14 protein-coding genes and 1 tRNA gene are annotated in these 16,134 nt (G+C 64.5%); 4 read left to right on the forward strand and 11 right to left on the reverse strand.

The features are described 5' to 3' along the window. Positions 1 to 19 precede the first annotated feature (19 nt). The 8 genes from EAH75_RS06825 to murJ all read right to left on the reverse strand — a co-directional run bounded on the left by EAH75_RS06825 (position 20) and on the right by murJ (position 9,600). Positions 20 to 1,384, reverse strand: coding sequence for a PilW family protein (locus EAH75_RS06825; protein ID WP_240046176.1), 1,365 nt, complete (start codon positions 1,382 to 1,384; stop codon positions 20 to 22). Continuing rightward, positions 1,384 to 1,923 carry a type IV pilus modification protein PilV gene (pilV, locus tag EAH75_RS06830; RefSeq protein WP_140650193.1) on the reverse strand — a complete coding sequence of 180 codons (540 nt, stop codon included), beginning with the start codon at positions 1,921 to 1,923 and terminating at the stop codon, positions 1,384 to 1,386. The genes EAH75_RS06825 and pilV overlap by 1 nt, the downstream gene beginning before the upstream one ends. Before the next feature lie 241 nt (positions 1,924 to 2,164). Then, positions 2,165 to 2,240, reverse strand: a tRNA-Thr gene (locus tag EAH75_RS06835). Positions 2,241 to 2,290: 50 nt separating this feature from the next. Then, positions 2,291 to 3,250, reverse strand: coding sequence for a 4-hydroxy-3-methylbut-2-enyl diphosphate reductase (gene ispH / locus EAH75_RS06840; protein ID WP_140650191.1), 960 nt, complete (start codon positions 3,248 to 3,250; stop codon positions 2,291 to 2,293). A gap of 108 nt (positions 3,251 to 3,358) precedes the next feature. Continuing rightward, positions 3,359 to 3,859: a signal peptidase II gene (gene lspA / locus EAH75_RS06845; RefSeq protein WP_140650189.1), complete on the reverse strand. Its 501-nt coding sequence runs from the start codon at positions 3,857 to 3,859 to the stop codon at positions 3,359 to 3,361. Positions 3,860 to 4,035: 176 nt separating this feature from the next. Further along, entirely contained in the window at positions 4,036 to 6,897 is a 2,862-nt protein-coding gene (ileS, locus tag EAH75_RS06850; RefSeq protein ID WP_140650185.1) for an isoleucine--tRNA ligase, read from the reverse strand. A 92-nt stretch (positions 6,898 to 6,989) separates the two neighbouring features. Beyond that, positions 6,990 to 7,943 carry a bifunctional riboflavin kinase/FAD synthetase gene (locus tag EAH75_RS06855; RefSeq protein WP_140650183.1) on the reverse strand — a complete coding sequence of 318 codons (954 nt, stop codon included), beginning with the start codon at positions 7,941 to 7,943 and terminating at the stop codon, positions 6,990 to 6,992. Positions 7,944 to 7,992: 49 nt separating this feature from the next. Then, positions 7,993 to 9,600, reverse strand: coding sequence for a murein biosynthesis integral membrane protein MurJ (murJ, locus tag EAH75_RS06860; RefSeq protein ID WP_140650181.1), 1,608 nt, complete (start codon positions 9,598 to 9,600; stop codon positions 7,993 to 7,995). Between the two features lie 230 nt (positions 9,601 to 9,830). On the opposite strand from murJ, the gene rpsT reads away from it, so the two are divergent. Further along, positions 9,831 to 10,094 carry a 30S ribosomal protein S20 gene (gene rpsT, locus EAH75_RS06865; RefSeq protein ID WP_140650179.1) on the forward strand — a complete coding sequence of 88 codons (264 nt, stop codon included), beginning with the start codon at positions 9,831 to 9,833 and terminating at the stop codon, positions 10,092 to 10,094. A 104-nt stretch (positions 10,095 to 10,198) separates the two neighbouring features. On the opposite strand, the gene EAH75_RS06870 is transcribed toward rpsT, so the two are convergent. From EAH75_RS06870 to EAH75_RS06880, 3 genes are read right to left on the reverse strand one after another with little or no spacing between them, the layout of a single operon-like run. Next, the gene (locus EAH75_RS06870; protein WP_140650177.1) at positions 10,199 to 10,498 is read right to left on the reverse strand and encodes a DUF6587 family protein; all 300 of its coding nucleotides are present in this window, start codon (positions 10,496 to 10,498) and stop codon (positions 10,199 to 10,201) included. Continuing rightward, positions 10,495 to 12,333 carry a ferrous iron transporter B gene (gene feoB / locus EAH75_RS06875; RefSeq protein ID WP_140650175.1) on the reverse strand — a complete coding sequence of 613 codons (1,839 nt, stop codon included), beginning with the start codon at positions 12,331 to 12,333 and terminating at the stop codon, positions 10,495 to 10,497. The genes EAH75_RS06870 and feoB overlap by 4 nt, the downstream gene beginning before the upstream one ends. Next, the gene (locus EAH75_RS06880; protein ID WP_140650173.1) at positions 12,330 to 12,575 is read right to left on the reverse strand and encodes a FeoA family protein; all 246 of its coding nucleotides are present in this window, start codon (positions 12,573 to 12,575) and stop codon (positions 12,330 to 12,332) included. Before EAH75_RS06880 ends, feoB begins: the two co-directional genes overlap by 4 nt. Positions 12,576 to 12,693: 118 nt before the next feature. Here EAH75_RS06880 and EAH75_RS06885 point away from each other — a divergent pair, with 118 nt between their 5' ends. The 3 genes from EAH75_RS06885 (at position 12,694) to EAH75_RS06895 (ending at position 16,115) form a co-directional block, all read left to right on the forward strand. Then, positions 12,694 to 13,494, forward strand: a complete 801-nt coding sequence (locus EAH75_RS06885) for an enoyl-CoA hydratase/isomerase family protein (RefSeq protein ID WP_140650171.1) — start codon at positions 12,694 to 12,696, stop codon at positions 13,492 to 13,494. Further along, positions 13,491 to 14,009, forward strand: coding sequence for a cupin domain-containing protein (locus EAH75_RS06890; protein ID WP_140650169.1), 519 nt, complete (start codon positions 13,491 to 13,493; stop codon positions 14,007 to 14,009). The genes EAH75_RS06885 and EAH75_RS06890 overlap by 4 nt, the downstream gene beginning before the upstream one ends. Positions 14,010 to 14,111: 102 nt before the next feature. Continuing rightward, a complete protein-coding gene (locus tag EAH75_RS06895; RefSeq protein WP_140650167.1) occupies positions 14,112 to 16,115 on the forward strand; it encodes an acetyl/propionyl/methylcrotonyl-CoA carboxylase subunit alpha in 2,004 nt (667 codons plus the stop codon). Positions 16,116 to 16,134 lie beyond the last annotated feature (19 nt).

Below are 16,134 nucleotides of genomic sequence, written 5' to 3' on the forward strand. Positions count from 1 at the left end.
CGGATAGCCAGCGGCTGCATCACGGGTTGTAGTTACGTATCGCCACCAGCGTGGTGAACTCGCGTCGCAGCAATTGATCGGGGAAACCTTGATCACTGGGCCTGGTGGCATGACCGCTGGGTGGCAACAGTCCCGTATTGGTATCGGCGCTGTAGCTGTAATTCAGATCGTTGCTGCCGAGCGTGTAGAGCGGCACCTGACCGTCCATCAGGACGCTGACCTCGATGCTCTTGATGCCCCGCCACAGACAGCCGGTCGATGGAGTCAGTGCGTTGATTTCCGCCGGGGGACAATCGGTGGACGCGTCGACGTCGTTGGCATCGAGAAAGCTGGTGTTGCCGGCGGAATCCTGGACGCCGTAGCGAAAATCGAGCCGCTCGATGCCGCGCAGGAGTTCATCCTCGCTTCCGCCCCGGGCCGCGCTGGCACCATTGACGCGGCGCATCAGAGCACCAGTGAACGGCGCGTTGCCGTCGTTATTGACGCTGACCACCTTCAGGTAATACGTGACCGTCTGGAAATCGCGATTGACATTGAACAGCTTCGGCGCGGATTCCGGCTGCTGCGCGGCGGGATTGCTGTCGGTCCAGTTCGCTGCCCCCGGCACGGTCAACAGGGCACCGGAGGAAACATTGCTGACAGCGAAGATTTGCGCATTCGAGCAATCAGCCAGCATCGCCAGATCCGTCGCCACGAAATTGGTTACCGGCGGCTCACCGGTACCTTGCACCAGCTGGATCGTGTTGATGGTGCCTGCGCTGGAGCTGACCGCTATCGAGCTGCCCGTGCCGCCAATCGCCCAGCCACTGCCCGGCTTGACGTAACGCACCGTGATGACATCGGCACCCTTGACCCGGTTGCCGTTGCCCGTGCCCATGGCCGGCAACCCCGCCGTGGTGGGATTGACCGGTGTGCAGGTGGTAAGCCCGCATTCGTAGCCGCGCATGAACAAAAAGGACGGCATGGTATACGACGCCGTCGGCTTGACGGGATAAGTGCCGCCCGACCCGCTGGCGGCCCCCCATACCGTGGTCACGTCTGCCAGGGCGCCGCTCACCGCACCGGCCGCGCCGGAAAGATCCTTGGCATACACCTTGGGCGACCGCAGCTGGTCAAGGTAGGTGCCACCCGTTGCCGGCTTGGCAACGCCACCGGTATTGGTGCAGTACTGGCCGTTGGCCATGTGAAGGTCATCACTGATGCGGGTGATCGCAAAACGCCCTTCTTCCTGCAACCGTGCCAGCTGATTCTGCGCTTTGCTGCTGCTGGAGGTGGAAGCGAATACGGTGACGATGCCGGCGGCCACCAGCAGACCCAGCACCATCGCTACCATCAATTCGATCAGGGTGAGGCCGTGCTGCCGTCCCGGGAACTTGAAGACCATCACGGCTGGAACTCCCAGTCAAAATGTTGTGCGATCGAGGGCTTGCTCGTCTGATCTTCAATGCTGCCATTGTTCTGCTCGCTCCAGCTGATCTTCATCGTGCACAAGCCGCCATATGGCGGTCGCAGATCGAGCTGTGCGGTGGGGTCGTAACCGACATCGCTGGTGCCGGTGCAGTCGATGCTGGCGCTTGGGTTAGGCAGGAACGTCCTCAACTGGCTGCTCCACAGCTGCTGATCGTGAATCGCCAGGTTGGCGGAATTGCAGGGCGAGCCCGCACCACATCCGACCGTGGCAGCCGCAACGGGATAGGCACTGCTGTTATAGCTGCCTACCCAGACACCCCGCGGGTTGGCGCTCATGCGGTCAGCCATGTTGTTGGCCAGAAACGTCACCTGGGTACGCAGATAGGCGGAATGATTGGAACGCGTGGACATGACCATGAGACCGGCCAGGCCAATCAATCCGATGCTGAAGATCAACACGGACATCATCACTTCTATCAGCGAGACACCCCGCTGACGCGACAAGACTTGCATGGAATTCTCCCTGATACCCCTGCATGCACTGTACTGAGAGGGCTATCCCTGACCAGCCCCCAGCCGACAAGCGGTAGGAATTGCCCGACAAGCGGCCAACAACGGCACAGGAAACATGATCGCGGTCACGCCCGGGCGCAAATTCAATCGGGGCGACAGTGTCTTGCGGGCGCACGACGAAACATTGCACGGCCCGGGATCCAAAAAAGCAAAGGCCCGCGTTGGCGGGCCTTTGAAGTTCTGGTGCCGGAAATAGGAATCGAACCTACGACCTACGCATTACGAATGCGCCGCTCTACCAACTGAGCTATTCCGGCAAAGAGCCGCAGATTTTACGGTGCGGGGCGCTATGGCGCAAGCGCGCAGCCTAGAGGCTGGCGGAGCTGCCGCCGACGATGCGCAGTTCCTTGGGTAGGGCGAACGTGATGTTCTCCGGCTCGCCGTCAAGTTCGCGCACATCGCCCGCACCCCAGGACTGCAGGCGTGCGATCACGTCACGCACCAGTTTCTCCGGGGCGGAAGCACCCGCGGTGAGGCCGATGCGGGAGACGCCGTCGAGCCAACTGCGTTCGATATGTTCGGCGCCATCGATCAGGAATGAGCGCACACCCTGCTTCTGCGCCAGCTCGCGCAGGCGGTTGGAGTTGGAACTGTTGACCGAGCCGACCACCAGCATCAGGTCCACCGCGTCGGCGAGGCGGCGCACGGCATCCTGGCGGTTCTGGGTGGCGTAGCAGATATCGTCCTTGCGCGGACCTTCGACGTCGGAAAACTTCGCACGCAATGCCTCGATGATCGCCTTGGTGTCGTCCACCGACAGCGTGGTCTGGGTGACATAGGACAACAGGTGCGGAAATTTCGGGGCGAGCCTGCTTACGCATTCCAGCGATTCGACCAGCAGGATCTCGCCGGCGTTGGCCGGATTCCACTGGCCCATCGTGCCTTCGACTTCCGGGTGGCCGGCGTGACCGATCAGCACCACGCTGCGACCGATGCGGCCAAGTCGCGCGACCTCCATATGCACCTTGGTGACCAGCGGGCAAGTGGCATCGAACACCTTGAGGTGACGCTGCTCGGCCTCCTCGCGCACTGCCTGCGACACGCCGTGCGCACTGAAGATCACCGTGGCGCCGTCAGGCACTTCGTTCAATTCTTCGACGAACACCGCGCCATCGGCGCGCAGCTTGTCCACCACATAACGGTTGTGCACCACCTCGTGGCGCACATAGATCGGAGCGCCGTACGACTCCAGCGCGCGCTCGACGATCGCGATGGCGCGATCGACGCCGGCGCAGAAGCCACGGGGATTGGCGAGCAGGATATCCATGGAGTCTCGGTGGTTGAATCCATTGGGAACGGCTTCAGCCGCGATCAGGCTCCGGTTGCGGGATATCGCGGCTGAAGCCGCTCCCACAAGAGCCGGGGACCCGGCTGATTATCGCACGCTGTCCGCAGACTTGCCGGCGAACAGGCCGAACACGATCAGCAGCACCGCACCGACGCTGATGCCGCAATCGGCAACATTGAAGACTGGATAGTTCCACTGACGGAAATACACATGGATGAAGTCGGTGACCTGGGCTGCATGCAGGCGATCGACCAGGTTGCCAATGGCGCCCCCCACGATCAACCCCAGCGGCATGCCGGTGCGCCAGTCGCGCCGCGGTGTGCGCGCCAGCCACACCGCCAGCACCGCACTGATCGCCAGTGCCAGCACCACGAAGAACCAGCGTTGCCAGCCGGCGCCATCGGCCAGAAAGCTGAAGGCCGCGCCGCTGTTGAATGCCAGCGTCCAGTTGAGGAAGCCGGGAATCACCGCATGCGGCACGCCCATCGGCTGCAGCGTCTGCACCGCCCACCACTTGCTGAGCTGGTCGAGCGCGATGACGAGGGCGGACAGCCATAGCCAGATGAGTGCGTTGGGTTTGGTGGTCATAAGAGTAGAGGTCTCGTGTACTTGCTTCCTTCTCCCTCCGGCGACTGAAAGGAGTCCCCTTGCGGGTGAGAAGGTGCCCCAAAGGGGCGGATGAGGGCTCGGGTGAAGCGGAGGCTGAGTCATGGCCGAACCCTCACCCCAGCCCCTCTCCCACAGGGGGGAGAGGGGCTTCAAGCTCAGAACCAGCGGCGATCCTCGCCTGAGCCTTCGATATTGCTGACGCAGCGGCCGCACAACTCGGGATGCTCGACATGTCTGCCGACATCGTCGCGGCGATGCCAGCAACGCACGCATTTCGCGGCATTGCTGACACTGGCGGATACCCACACTTCGGCACCATCCAGTTCCACTTTCACCGCACCATCCGGACGTGGCGTCAACGACACAAGATCGAGATCGGACGTGATGAAGAAGAAGCGCAGTTCCTCGGCAGCCACGGTGTAACGCGCCTGCGTGGCGGTATCGGCATGGATCACCAACTTCGCTTCCAGCCCCGCACCGATCTGCTCGGCCTTGCGCATGCCTTCGAGCACGCGCGAAGCGCTGTCACGGATCGCCAGCAGTTCGGCCCAGTAGCGCCGCTGTTCCGGCGAGCCTTGCGTGGCGGCCAGGCCGTCGTACCAGGTTTCAAACAGCACGCTGTCGCCGCGCTCGCCCGGCAACTGTTGCCAGATTTCCTCGGCAGTGAAGCTCAGCACCGGCGCCAGCCAGCGCACCAGCGCCTCGGCGATGCGGTACATCGCGCTCTGCGCACTGCGCCGGCCACGGCTGTCGGTCGGCATGGTGTACAACCGATCCTTGGTGATATCCAGATACAACGCACCGAGCTCGTTGGTGCAGAAGTTCTGGATGCGCGCCACCACTTCCGGGAAGTCATAACGCTCGTACGCGGCCAGCACGGCCTGCTGCACGTCGCATGCCTGCTGGATCGCCCATTGGTCCAGCAGCAGGCTGTCTTCAACCGGGATCAGGTGTTTGGCCGGATCGAAACCGTCCAGGTTGCCGAGCAGGAACTTTGCCGTATTGCGGATACGGCGGTAGGTGTCGGAGACGCGCTTGAGAATCTCGTCAGAGACGGTCATCTCGTTGCGGTAGTCGGCCGAGGCCACCCACAGGCGCAGCACGTCGGCGCCGAGCGTATCCATCACCTTCTGCGGCGCCACCACGTTGCCGAGCGACTTGGACATCTTGCGGCCGTTCGCGTCGACTGCGAAGCCATGGGTAAGCACTTCCTGATAAGGCGCTCTGCCGAAGATTGCGGACGAAGTCAGCAGCGACGACTGGAACCAGCCGCGATGCTGGTCGGAACCCTCCAGGTACATCACCTTGTAGTGCGACGCCGTGCCCTGCTGCAGTTCCGGACGCTGGCCGATCACCGCAAAATGGGTGACGCCGGAATCGAACCAGACATCCAGCACGTCGGTGACCTTCTCATAGTCGTTCGCCTGGTCGCCCAGCAGCTCGGCCGCATCCAGCGTGAACCACGCATCGATACCGCCCTGCTCCACCTTCTGCGCGACCTGCTCCAGCAGCGCCACGGAATCCGGATGCGGCTCCTGCGTGGCCTTGTGCACGAACAGCGCGATCGGCACGCCCCAGGTGCGCTGGCGCGAGACGCACCAGTCTGGGCGTCCGGCGATCATGCCGGCGATGCGCTCCTCGCCCCAGCCCGGCACCCAGCGCACGTTCTTGATCGAAGTGAGCGCGGTCTCGCGCAGCGACGCCTGCTCCATCGAGATGAACCACTGCGGCGTGGTGCGGTAGATCACCGGTGTCTTGTGGCGCCAGCAATTCGGGTAGCTGTGTTCGATCTTTGCGAACGCCAGCAATACACCGCGCTGGCGCAGCAGGTCGACGATGGCGTCGTTCGCCTTCCAGATATGCATGCCGCCCAGCTCGAGCGGGTCGGCGGCCGGCGTATCGGCCCGATAGGTGCCGCGCGGCTCGATGTAGTTGAGCAGGCCGATGCCGTACTCGCGCGCCACCACGAAATCCTCGACGCCGTGGTCGGGCGAGGTATGCACGGCGCCGGTGCCGTCCTCGGCGCTGACGTGTTCGCCGAGGATTACCGGCACTTCGCGTGAATAGAACGGGTGACGCAGTTTCAGGCCTTCCATCGCCTTGCCCGACGCATGACCGAGTACGCTCGCCTGCTCAAGGCCATAACGCTGCGCCGCCTTGTCGACCAGTGCACTGGCGATCACCAGCAGTACACGCTTGCCGTCGCGCTGCAGACCTTCGATCAGTGCGTATTCCAGCTCGGCACCCAGCGACACCGCCTGGCTTTCCGGCAGTGTCCATGGCGTGGTGGTCCAGATCGGGATGGCGACGATCGCATCGCCGGCGTCCACACCGAACTTCGCCGCCAATGCCTCCGCGTCGACTGCGTCGTAGGCCACGTCGACCGCGGGCGAGATCTTGTCGCCATATTCGATCTCCGCCTCGGCCAGGGCCGAAGCGCAGTCGAAGCACCAGTACACCGGCTTGGCGCCGCGCACCACGTGACCGTTCGACACGATGCGCGCCAGCGCGCGCAGCATGTCGGCCTCGTAGCTGAAGTCCATCGTGCGATACGGCTTTTGCCAGTCGCCGAGCACGCCGAGTCGCTTGAAGTCGGTGCGCTGCGTGTCGACCTGCTCGGCCGCGTACTCGCGGCATTTCTGCCGGAAAGCGGCGGCATCGAGCTTGTCGCCCGGCTTGCCGAACTTCTTTTCCACCGCGATCTCGATCGGCAGGCCGTGGCAGTCCCAGCCCGGCACGTACGGCGCGCGATGGCCGGCGAGCAGCTTGGACTTGACCACCATGTCCTTGAGGATCTTGTTGACCGCGTGGCCGATATGGATCGAGCCGTTCGCGTACGGCGGACCGTCGTGCAGCACGAACACGCTGTCGCGGTGGGCGGTTTTCTGCTGGATCTGCGCATAACGGTCGACCCGCTCCCACTCGGCCAGCCAGCCCGGCTCGCGCTTCGGCAAATCGCCGCGCATCGGGAACGCCGTCTGCGGCAGGTTGATCGTGCTCTTGTAATCGTGGGTCATTGCGTGGGTGCCATCACTGAAATGTTGCCGTCTGCCAGCTGGCAGACAAAGAGTTCAAAGTTAAACGATACGGGTGCGCGCCGGAAGCCGGCTCACGATTCGACCAGTCGCGGGTTCATGCCCAGCAGCTCGCGCGCCTTGCGCGAGTCCAGTGCCATCTGCGCCTTGAGCGGCTCCAGCCCGTCGAACTTCTGCTCGTCGCGCAGCTTGGCGACGAACTCAACCGCCATGCGCTGGCCGTACAGATCGCCATCGAAGTCGAACAGGTGTACTTCCAGCAGCGGCTGGCTGACCTGGTTCACGGTCGGGCGCACGCCGAGACTGGCCACGCCCGGCCAGCTGCACTCGCCCTCGCCCAGCCCCACGCGCACTGCGAAGATGCCGTGCACCGGGCTGACCCGCTGCTGCAGATGGATGTTGGCGGTGGGATAGCCGAGCGTGCGGCCAAGCTGATTGCCGTACTCCACCTTGCCGTCGATCACGAACGGTCGGCCCAGCAGCGGTTCGGCGCCGGCAAATTCACCGGCGGCCAGCAAAGCACGTACGCGGCTGGCCGAGACGCGTGCACCGTCGAGCTGCACCGGCGGCATCGTGCAGGCGGCAAAGCCGAGCTGCGCGCCCATCCGCTCCAGCAGCGCGACATCGCCGCCACGCTTGTGCCCGAAACGAAAATCGCCGCCCACCCATACTTCGCGTGCGGCCAGTCGTTCGACCAGCACGCGCTGCACGAAATCCTCGGCCGACATTGCCGTCAACGCCTGGTTGAAGCGCAACAACAACGTGTGCTCCATACCGGCGGCGGCGAAGCCGCGCAGTTTTTCGCGCACGCTGGACAGGCGCGGCACAGGTTCGGCGGAAAAGAATGCGCGGGGCAGCGGCTCGAAGCTAACCACCACCGGGCTGCAGTCGAGCGCCTGCGCGTGCTCGCATACCTGCGCCAGCAGCGCTTGATGCCCGCGATGCAGACCATCGAACGCACCGATCGCAATCACGCTGCCGCGCGGCGCCAAACAAGGGCCCGCAACATCCCTGGAAAGTCTCATCATCGCCTGAGTATAACGGTCACGTGAGCACTGTTGAGACTGCCCGCTGGCCTCATGCGGCACGCAGGTCGCGCAGCCGGAAGCCACCGGCAAACAGCATGCCGACATAGGCCGCGCCACCGGCCGTCACCAGCACCAGCAGATGCCACAGCCGGGTCGGCCAACGCAGGCTGGTCCAGTCCGGCCACAACCAGCGTCCCAGCAGCAGTACCGCCACCATCACCGTGCACGCCAGCACCAGGCGCAGCAGATGGCGCGACCAACCCGGCTGGTGCTGGTACACGCCGGCCTTCTTCAGCCAATGCCACAGCAGGTACAGGTTGACGTACGAAGCCACCGCACTGGCCAGACCCAGCGCCATGTGCAGGCCGGGCAACTGCGCCAGGCCGTCCAGCCACGGCAGCTGCCTCAGCGCAGGAGGCGCCCACAACTCGAACAGCAACACCAGAAACAGCACGTTAAGCAGCATATTGGTGAGCATCGACGCCACACCCGCGCGTACCGGCGTGCGCGTGTCCTGGCGCGCATAGAACGCCGGCAGCAGCACCTTCACCAGCGCAAACGCCGGCAACCCGAAACTCAGGGCGGTGATCGACAACGTCGCCATATCGGTGTCGTGCGCGGTCCAGTGGCCGTGCTGGAACAACGTAGCCACCAGCGGCCCGGCCAGCAGCATCAACCCGAACATCGCCGGCACCGCGATCAGCAGAGTGACCCGCAGGCCCCAGTCCAGCGCACGCGAAAATCCGGCCTTGTCGGTGGTCACGTGATGGCGCGACAGCGACGGCAGGATCACCGTGCCCAGCGCCACGCCGAACACGCCCAGCGGCAGCTCCAGGAAACGATCCGCCTGCGACAGCCAGCTCTGCGAGCCGACGATCAGGTACGAGGCGATCACCGTATCGAACAACAGGTTGATTTGCGCCACCGAGGAGCCAAACAAGGTCGGCACCATCAGCCGCATGATCTTCCGCACGTCCGGGTGACTCCAGCCCCAGCGCGGCAAGGTCAGCAGATCCAGCCCGCGCAACGCCGGCAACTGGAACAGCAGTTGCAGGACACCGGCGACCATGATCGCCCAGCCCATCGCCAGGATCGGCGTCTGCAACCGCTTGGACAGCCACAGCGCGCCGACGATCATGCACAGGTTGAGGATCACCGGCGTCAGTGCCGGCAGGCCGAAACGGTGAAAACTGTTCAGCGCGCCGCCGGACAGCGCGGTCAGCGACACGAACAGCAGGAACGGAAAGGTCAGCCGCAGCAGCTCGACGGTGAGTTCGAACTTGCGCGGCTCATCGATCGCGCCGGGCGAAAACAGCGTGGTCACCTGCGGCGCAAAGATGATGCCCAGCGCAGTGATCACCAGCAGCACGCCACCGAGCGTGCCAGACACCCGCGACATCAGGTTTTTCAGATCCGCATGCGTGCCCTTTTCCTTCACCTCGGTGAATACCGGCACGAACGCGGTGGAAAACGAGCCCTCGGCAAACAGCCGGCGCATGAAATTGGGAATGCGGAACGCCACCCAGAATGCGTCAGTGGCGCCGTTGGCGCCGAACGCGGCATTGATCGACATGTCGCGCACCAGGCCGAGCACCCGCGAAATCATCGTCATGCTGCTGAACGAGAGCAGCCCGCGGAACATGCTGGGGGACTTCATGTGCCTTCTGTTACCTTCTGCATCGGCCGGGCGAGGGCGCGTAGTTTGACAGCCGCCGCGGGCAGGATGACAGCCTGCGATGTGGCAGAATCCAGATGCCGCAGTCCGCCGGATCGACCACAAGCCAGCCGCAGGCCGCCAGTCGTCGCCTAAATGATTGACGCAACGGCGAATCGACCGCATAATTGGCGTCTTTTTCCAACCCCAACACTGCATTCCGGAGTTCTACCTTGGCCAACATCAAGTCCGCGAAGAAGCGCGCGCGCCAGTCCGAACAGCGCCGCCTGCGCAACATCAGCGCCCGCTCCATGGTCCGCACCGCCCTGAAGAAGGTCGTCAAGGCCATCGAGGCCAAGGACAAGGCCGGCGCCATCGCCGCGTTCACCATCGCCCAGCCGGTGATGGATCGTTACGCTGCCCGTGGCCTGATCCACAAGAACAAGGCTGCCCGCCACAAGAGCCGTCTCAACGCGAAGATCCGCGAACTGGCGTAAGCCAGGGGCGCGATTCGAGTTGCACGAAAAAGCCGGCGCAAGCCGGCTTTTTTCTTGTTCAGGTTTTACAGGCCCCTGCCCGCTTCACGAATCGCGCTGCGGTGTCATTGTCGCAGGCGAAACTCCAGCGGCACCGCATCGGTTTGCGCAGCGGCCGGCCGTTTCGGGCCGCAGGCACCACAGGTGCTGCACCCGTCGCTGCAATTGCCGGTAGCCTGCTTGGGCTGCAACTGGCGACCCAGCGCACGTACCCAGCCAGCACGCTCCGGACGGCTGAAGCGGATCGATGCTGCCGCCAGCCAACGGTTGGTGAGCTTGGGCGCCAGCTTGCGGAATACGATCAGCACACTGGCCAACACAACCACGCCGATCACCGCGTACTGCACCAGCAGGCTCGTGCTCATGACAGCACCCTCGCCACCTGGTAGACGATGAACGACGCCGCGTAAGCCATGCCGAACATGTAGCCGAACGAGATCGCCACGTTGCGCCAGGAGTTGGTCTCGCGGCGGATCACCGCCAGCGTGGACATGCATTGCGGCGCATACGCAAACCACACCAGCAGCGACAGCGCGCTGGCCAGCGAGATCTGTCCGGCCAGCGCATGACCCAGGCCACCACCCGCCTCACCGCCGACCAGATAGACGGTGGCCAGCGCCGCCACCGCCGTCTCGCGCGCGGCGAATGCCGGGATCAGCGCCAGGCTGATCTGCCAGTTGAAACCGATCGGCGCAAAGATGTATTGCAGGCCGCGCCCGATGTAACCGGCGAAGCTGTAGTTGATGGCCGGCCCGGTTGCACCTGCCGGCGGCGACGGGAACGTGGAAATGAACCACATCAGCACGGTCAGCCCCAGGATCACGCCAGTCAGGCGCTTGAGGAAAATCGCGCCGCGCTCGTACAGGCCGATCGCCACGTCGCGCAGCTTAGGCATCCGATACGACGGCAGCTCCATCATCAGCGCGTGCTCGCTCTTGTCGCGACGGATGTGTTTCATCACCCAACCGACCGCCATCGCGCCGAGAATGCCCGCCAGGTACAGCAAGAACAGCACGATGCCCTGCAGGTTGAACACGCCGAACACGTAGCGAATGGGAATGAAGGCACCGATCAGCAGCGCATACACCGGCAGCCGTGCCGAGCAGGTCATCAGCGGCGCGATCAGGATGGTCGCCAGGCGATCGCGCGGATCCTGGATGCTGCGCGTGCCCATGATGCCGGGGATCGCGCAGGCGAAACTCGACAGCAGCGGGATGAACGAGCGCCCGGTCAGCCCCACCGACAGCATCAGGCGATCGAGCAGGAACGCCGCACGCGGCAGGTAGCCGGATTCCTCCAGTATCAGGATAAAGAGGAACAGCACCAGGATGACCGGCAGGAAGCCGAGCACGGTGCCGATGCCGCCGAACAGGCCGTTGGTGACCAGGCTCTGCAACGGCCCCGCCGGCATCAACGCGGCGACGTGCTCACCCAGCCAGCCGAAGCCGCCGCCTATCAGGTCGCTCATCGGCTTGCCCGCGGCATACACCGCCTGGAACACCAGGAACATCACCACCGCGAGAATCAGCAGCCCGAACACCGGGTGCAACGCCCAGCGATCGAGTGCATCGTCGAACACCGCCGTGGTGCGCGGCATCGCCACGGTCGCCGTCAGGATTTCGCGCACCTGCGCATGCAGGTCGGCACGGCTGGCCGCGTCATCCGGCTGCGCCAGCGCCGCGGTGGGCACTTCGCCGTCAACCCGTTCGATCAGCGCCTTCGCGCCGCCACGCTTCACCGCGATGGTCTCCACCACCGGCAGACCGAGCCGGCGCTGCAGCTCCGGCACGTCGATGACGATGCCGCGCTGACGCGCGGTGTCCATCATGTTCAGCGCCAGCACCACCGGCCGGCCAAGGCGTTTGACCTCCAGCACGAAGCGCAAATGCAGGCGCAGGTTGGTGGCGTCGGCCACGCAGATGATCAGATCCGGCGCCGCCTCACCCGGGTAGGTGCCGGCGCAGACGTCGCGGGTGATCTGTTCGTCCGGGCTGTTCGCCTCGAAGCTGTAGGTACCCGGCAGATCGAGAATCTGCAGCACCCGACCGGATGGCGCGGTGAAGCGGCCTTCCTTGCGCTCGACGGTGACGCCGGCGTAGTTCGCCACCTTCTGCCGACCGCCGGTGAGCTGGTTGAACAGCGCGGTCTTGCCGCAATTCGGGTTGCCGACCAGGGCGATGCGCAGGGTCGAGGCACTCATGCTGCCACCTCGCTGTGCACGCTGACCCGGGCTGCCTCGGCGCGACGCAGGGCAAAACGGGTGTAGCCGATCTGGATCAGCACCGGATCACCGCCCATCGGTCCGATCGCCACCACCCGCACCGGCTCGCCATCCACGAAACCGAGGTCACGCAGGCGTTGCGCAATCGGATCATCCGCATGCGCATCGTGCACGCGGTCAACCACGGCGGGAGCTCCTTTGGGCAAATCGGACAGGCGCACGGGGCGGCCTCTCAAATAAGAATTGTTCGCATTGTAGCCCTTTGTCCATTCCGCTGCATCAGGGCCACGTCCCGTTGATGGGCAGCGTTTATCATGGAAATCTTTGCGGGGACGACCGATGACCGATTCCATCCTCAGCGAACGTCGTGGTGCGGTCGCCTGGCTCACCCTGAACCGTCCGCAGATCCACAACGCGTTCGACGATGCACTGATCGCCGCACTCACCGAAGCACTCGCCCAGGCAGACGCCGACCCGGCCGTGCGTGCGGTGGTGCTCAGCGGCAACGGCAGCTGCTTCTCCGCCGGCGCCGACCTCAACTGGATGCGCGGCATGGCCAGCGCCAGCGAGCAGGAAAACCGCGAGGATTCGCTGCGTCTGGCGCGGCTGATGCGCAATCTCCAATTCCTGTCCAAGCCGACCGTCGCGCGGGTCAATGGCGCCGCCTATGGCGGTGGCGTCGGCCTGGTCGCCTGCTGCGACATCGCGATCGGTGTCGACACCGCCAAGTTCGCGCTGTCGGAAGTAAAGCTGGGACTGGTGCCGGCGGTGATCTCGCCGTATGTGATCGCCGCGATCGGCCTGCGCGAGGCGCGCCGGCTGTTCATCACCGGCGAAGTATTCGATGCCGCCACCGCGGCGCGCATCGGCCTGCTGCATGCCGCCGTGCCAGCCAGCGAACTGAATGAAAGCATCGAACGCCAGTTGTATCTGCTGGCAAAGGCCGGCCCGCAAGCCCAGCGCGAAGCGAAGCAGCTGGCCCTGCGCATCGGCGGTGCCGATCTGGCGCAAGCCGAACGCATCGACGCGGCCAACGCCGAGCTGATCGCCCGCCTGCGCATTTCCGAGGAAGGCCAGCACGGCCTCGGCGCGTTTCTCGACAAGCGTGCGCCTGCGTGGGTCGGTGGGAGCACCGCATGACCGAACACATCATCAACCTCGACCAGATCGAATTGCAGTCGGTCGATCCCGCGATGACACCCACCGGCAGCAACGCGGAAAGCTACGACATCCGCTGGGGCGAAATCGCCAGCCGTATCGGCGCGCGCAAGCTCGGCTACAACCTCACCGTGGTGGCGCCGGGCAAGCGCAATTGCCCGTTCCACAACCATCGCGTGGAAGAAGAGATGTTCTTCATCCTCGAAGGCAACGGCGAGCTGCGCTACGGCGACTCGCGCCATCCGCTGCGTGCCGGCGACATCATCGCCTGCCCGCCCGGCGGCCCGGAAACCGCGCACCAGATCATCAACACCGGCAGCGTCGAGCTGCGCTATCTCGCCGTCGGCACCAACGAAACCCCGGACATCTGCGAGTACCCAGACTCCGGCAAGTACCTCGTTTTCGACGACAGCCTGCGTGATGCGGACGGCAAGCCGCGAAAATTCCGGGTACTCGGACGGCAGGCCCAATCGCTCGATTACTGGGATGGCGAATAGCCCCGACACGCGTTGTCATGCTGCGCCGCGCATCGGCGGCAACACCGCAATCTGTTAGTTTTACTGGCTTTGCATCGACACGAACGGCTTCAAGGATTCTGCATGTTCGAACGCGTACTGATAGCCAACCGCGGCGAGATTGCCTGCCGCGTGATCCGCACCTGCCGGCGCCTCGGCATCCACACCGTCGCGGTGTACTCGGAAGCGGATCGGGATGCGCAGCATGTGCGGCTGGCCGACGAGGCGTGGCCGATCGGCGGGCCACGTCCAGCCGATTCGTACTTGCGTGGCGATGTCATTCTCGATGTCGCGAAAAAGACCGGTGCGCAGGCGATCCATCCGGGTTACGGCTTTCTTTCGGAGAACACCGGCTTTGCCCGCGCCTGCACGGACGCCGGCATCGCGTTCATCGGCCCCCGGCCGGAGAGTATCGACGCGATGGGTTCCAAGGCTGCCGCCAAGGCGCTGATGGAACAACATGCCGTGCCGCTGGTGCCCGGCTACCACGGTAAAAGCCAGGACGCCGGCTTCCTCGCCGAACAGGCCGGCAAGACCGGTTTCCCGCTGATGATCAAGGCCGCCTCCGGCGGCGGCGGCAAGGGCATGCGCATCGTGCACAACGCGAGTGAATTCGCCGACGCGCTTGCCTCGGCGCAACGCGAGGCGGCCAGCTCGTTCGGCGACACGCGGGTGATCCTCGAACGCTATGTCGAGCATCCGCGGCATATCGAGTTTCAGGTATTCGGCGACACACTGGGCAACGTGATCCACCTCAACGAGCGCGAATGCTCGGCACAGCGCCGCTACCAGAAGGTGCTTGAAGAAACGCCGTCGCCATTCCTCGACGAGTCACGTCGCAAAACCATGGGCGCAGCGGCCGTCGCAGCCGCGAAAGCAGTCGACTATGTCGGCGCCGGCACGGTGGAATTCATCGTCGCGCAGAGTGGCGAGTTCTTCTTCATGGAGATGAACACACGCCTGCAGGTCGAGCATCCGGTCACCGAGCTCACGCTTGGGCTGGATCTGGTCGAATGGCAGCTGCGGGTGGCCTCCGGCGAACCGCTGCCGTTGCGCCAGGAGCAGGTCCACGCGCACGGCCACGCGATCGAGGTGCGTCTGTATGCGGAAGATCCGGACCAGAACTTCCTGCCCGGCTCCGGCAAGCTGCAGACACTGCGTCTTCCCGCGCCGTCGCCACATGTGCGCATCGATGGCGGCGTGATCGAAGGCGACACGGTGACGATTTTCTACGACCCAATGATCGCCAAGCTGATCGTGTTCGACGCCACCCGCGCGCAAGCCCTGCAGCGGCTGCGCGAGGCGCTGGCGGCGTGCGAGATCATCGGCCCCAAGTCGAATATCGGTTTTCTCGAACGGCTCTCCCGACATCCGGCCGTCGTCGAGGGCCGCATCGACACCGGCTATCTGGATCGCCACCTGGAAGAGTTCCTGGTTGGCGAAGTCGCAGCGACAGACGATGTGCTGTTTGCCGCCGCCACGGCCGCCCTGCTCCACGACGAGCTGAGCGTGAGCAGCGCCGCAACCGATCCTCATTCGCCCGATCCTCATTCACCATGGGCCCGCGCCGACGCCTGGCGCATCGGCCATGCCGGCAAGCGGATCATCGCGCTGACCTTGCGCGAACAACGCCATGACATCGAGGCGCATGGACACGACGGCAGCTATCAACTGCGCCACGGTGAGGCGACCTGCGAGGTGCGCGGCGCGCGCCTTGTCGACGACAGCCTGAGTGCGCGTTTCGACGGCGAATCGCGGCGTATGCTCCTGCGCAGCGACACCACCCATGTGCTGCTGCACGATGCCAACGGCCAGCGCTACAGCTTCGCCCGTGCCGCTGCCTTTGCATGGAAATCGAAGGACGCCGCCGGCGGCAACCAGATCATCGCGCCAATGCCCGGCCGCATCGTGCTGGTGAAAGCCAAGGCCGGTGACGTCGTCGAACAAGGCCAGGAGTTGCTGGTGATGGAGGCAATGAAGATGGAACTGGCATTGAAAGCCCCGCGCGCCGGCACCATCGAGAGCATCAGTGCCATGCAGGGCGAATTCGTCGAGGCCGACACCGTGCTGGTACGGTTCGCCGACTGAGCTTTTGAGCCTCTCTCCG

This window comes from Rhodanobacter glycinis, from assembly GCF_006438785.1.
Taxonomy (GTDB): Bacteria; Pseudomonadota; Gammaproteobacteria; order Xanthomonadales; family Rhodanobacteraceae; genus Rhodanobacter; species Rhodanobacter glycinis_A.

What these genes read in the sequence shown, in the direction of transcription:
- EAH75_RS06825 (WP_240046176.1), bottom strand. Translation starts at nt 1,384, where the DNA reads ATGGTCTTCAAGTTCCCGGGACGGCAGCACGGCCTCACCCTGATCGAA.
- ileS (WP_140650185.1), bottom strand. Translation starts at nt 6,897, where the DNA reads ATGACCCACGATTACAAGAGCACGATCAACCTGCCGCAGACGGCGTTC.
- EAH75_RS06870 (WP_140650177.1), bottom strand. Translation starts at nt 10,498, where the DNA reads ATGAGCACGAGCCTGCTGGTGCAGTACGCGGTGATCGGCGTGGTTGTG.
- lspA (WP_140650189.1), bottom strand. Translation starts at nt 3,859, where the DNA reads ATGACCACCAAACCCAACGCACTCATCTGGCTATGGCTGTCCGCCCTC.
- EAH75_RS06885 (WP_140650171.1), top strand. Translation starts at nt 12,694, where the DNA reads ATGACCGATTCCATCCTCAGCGAACGTCGTGGTGCGGTCGCCTGGCTC.
- EAH75_RS06890 (WP_140650169.1), top strand. Translation starts at nt 13,491, where the DNA reads ATGACCGAACACATCATCAACCTCGACCAGATCGAATTGCAGTCGGTC.
- ispH (WP_140650191.1), bottom strand. Translation starts at nt 3,250, where the DNA reads ATGGATATCCTGCTCGCCAATCCCCGTGGCTTCTGCGCCGGCGTCGAT.
- EAH75_RS06855 (WP_140650183.1), bottom strand. Translation starts at nt 7,943, where the DNA reads ATGATGAGACTTTCCAGGGATGTTGCGGGCCCTTGTTTGGCGCCGCGC.
- feoB (WP_140650175.1), bottom strand. Translation starts at nt 12,333, where the DNA reads ATGAGTGCCTCGACCCTGCGCATCGCCCTGGTCGGCAACCCGAATTGC.
- murJ (WP_140650181.1), bottom strand. Translation starts at nt 9,600, where the DNA reads ATGAAGTCCCCCAGCATGTTCCGCGGGCTGCTCTCGTTCAGCAGCATG.
- pilV (WP_140650193.1), bottom strand. Translation starts at nt 1,923, where the DNA reads ATGCAAGTCTTGTCGCGTCAGCGGGGTGTCTCGCTGATAGAAGTGATG.
- EAH75_RS06895 (WP_140650167.1), top strand. Translation starts at nt 14,112, where the DNA reads ATGTTCGAACGCGTACTGATAGCCAACCGCGGCGAGATTGCCTGCCGC.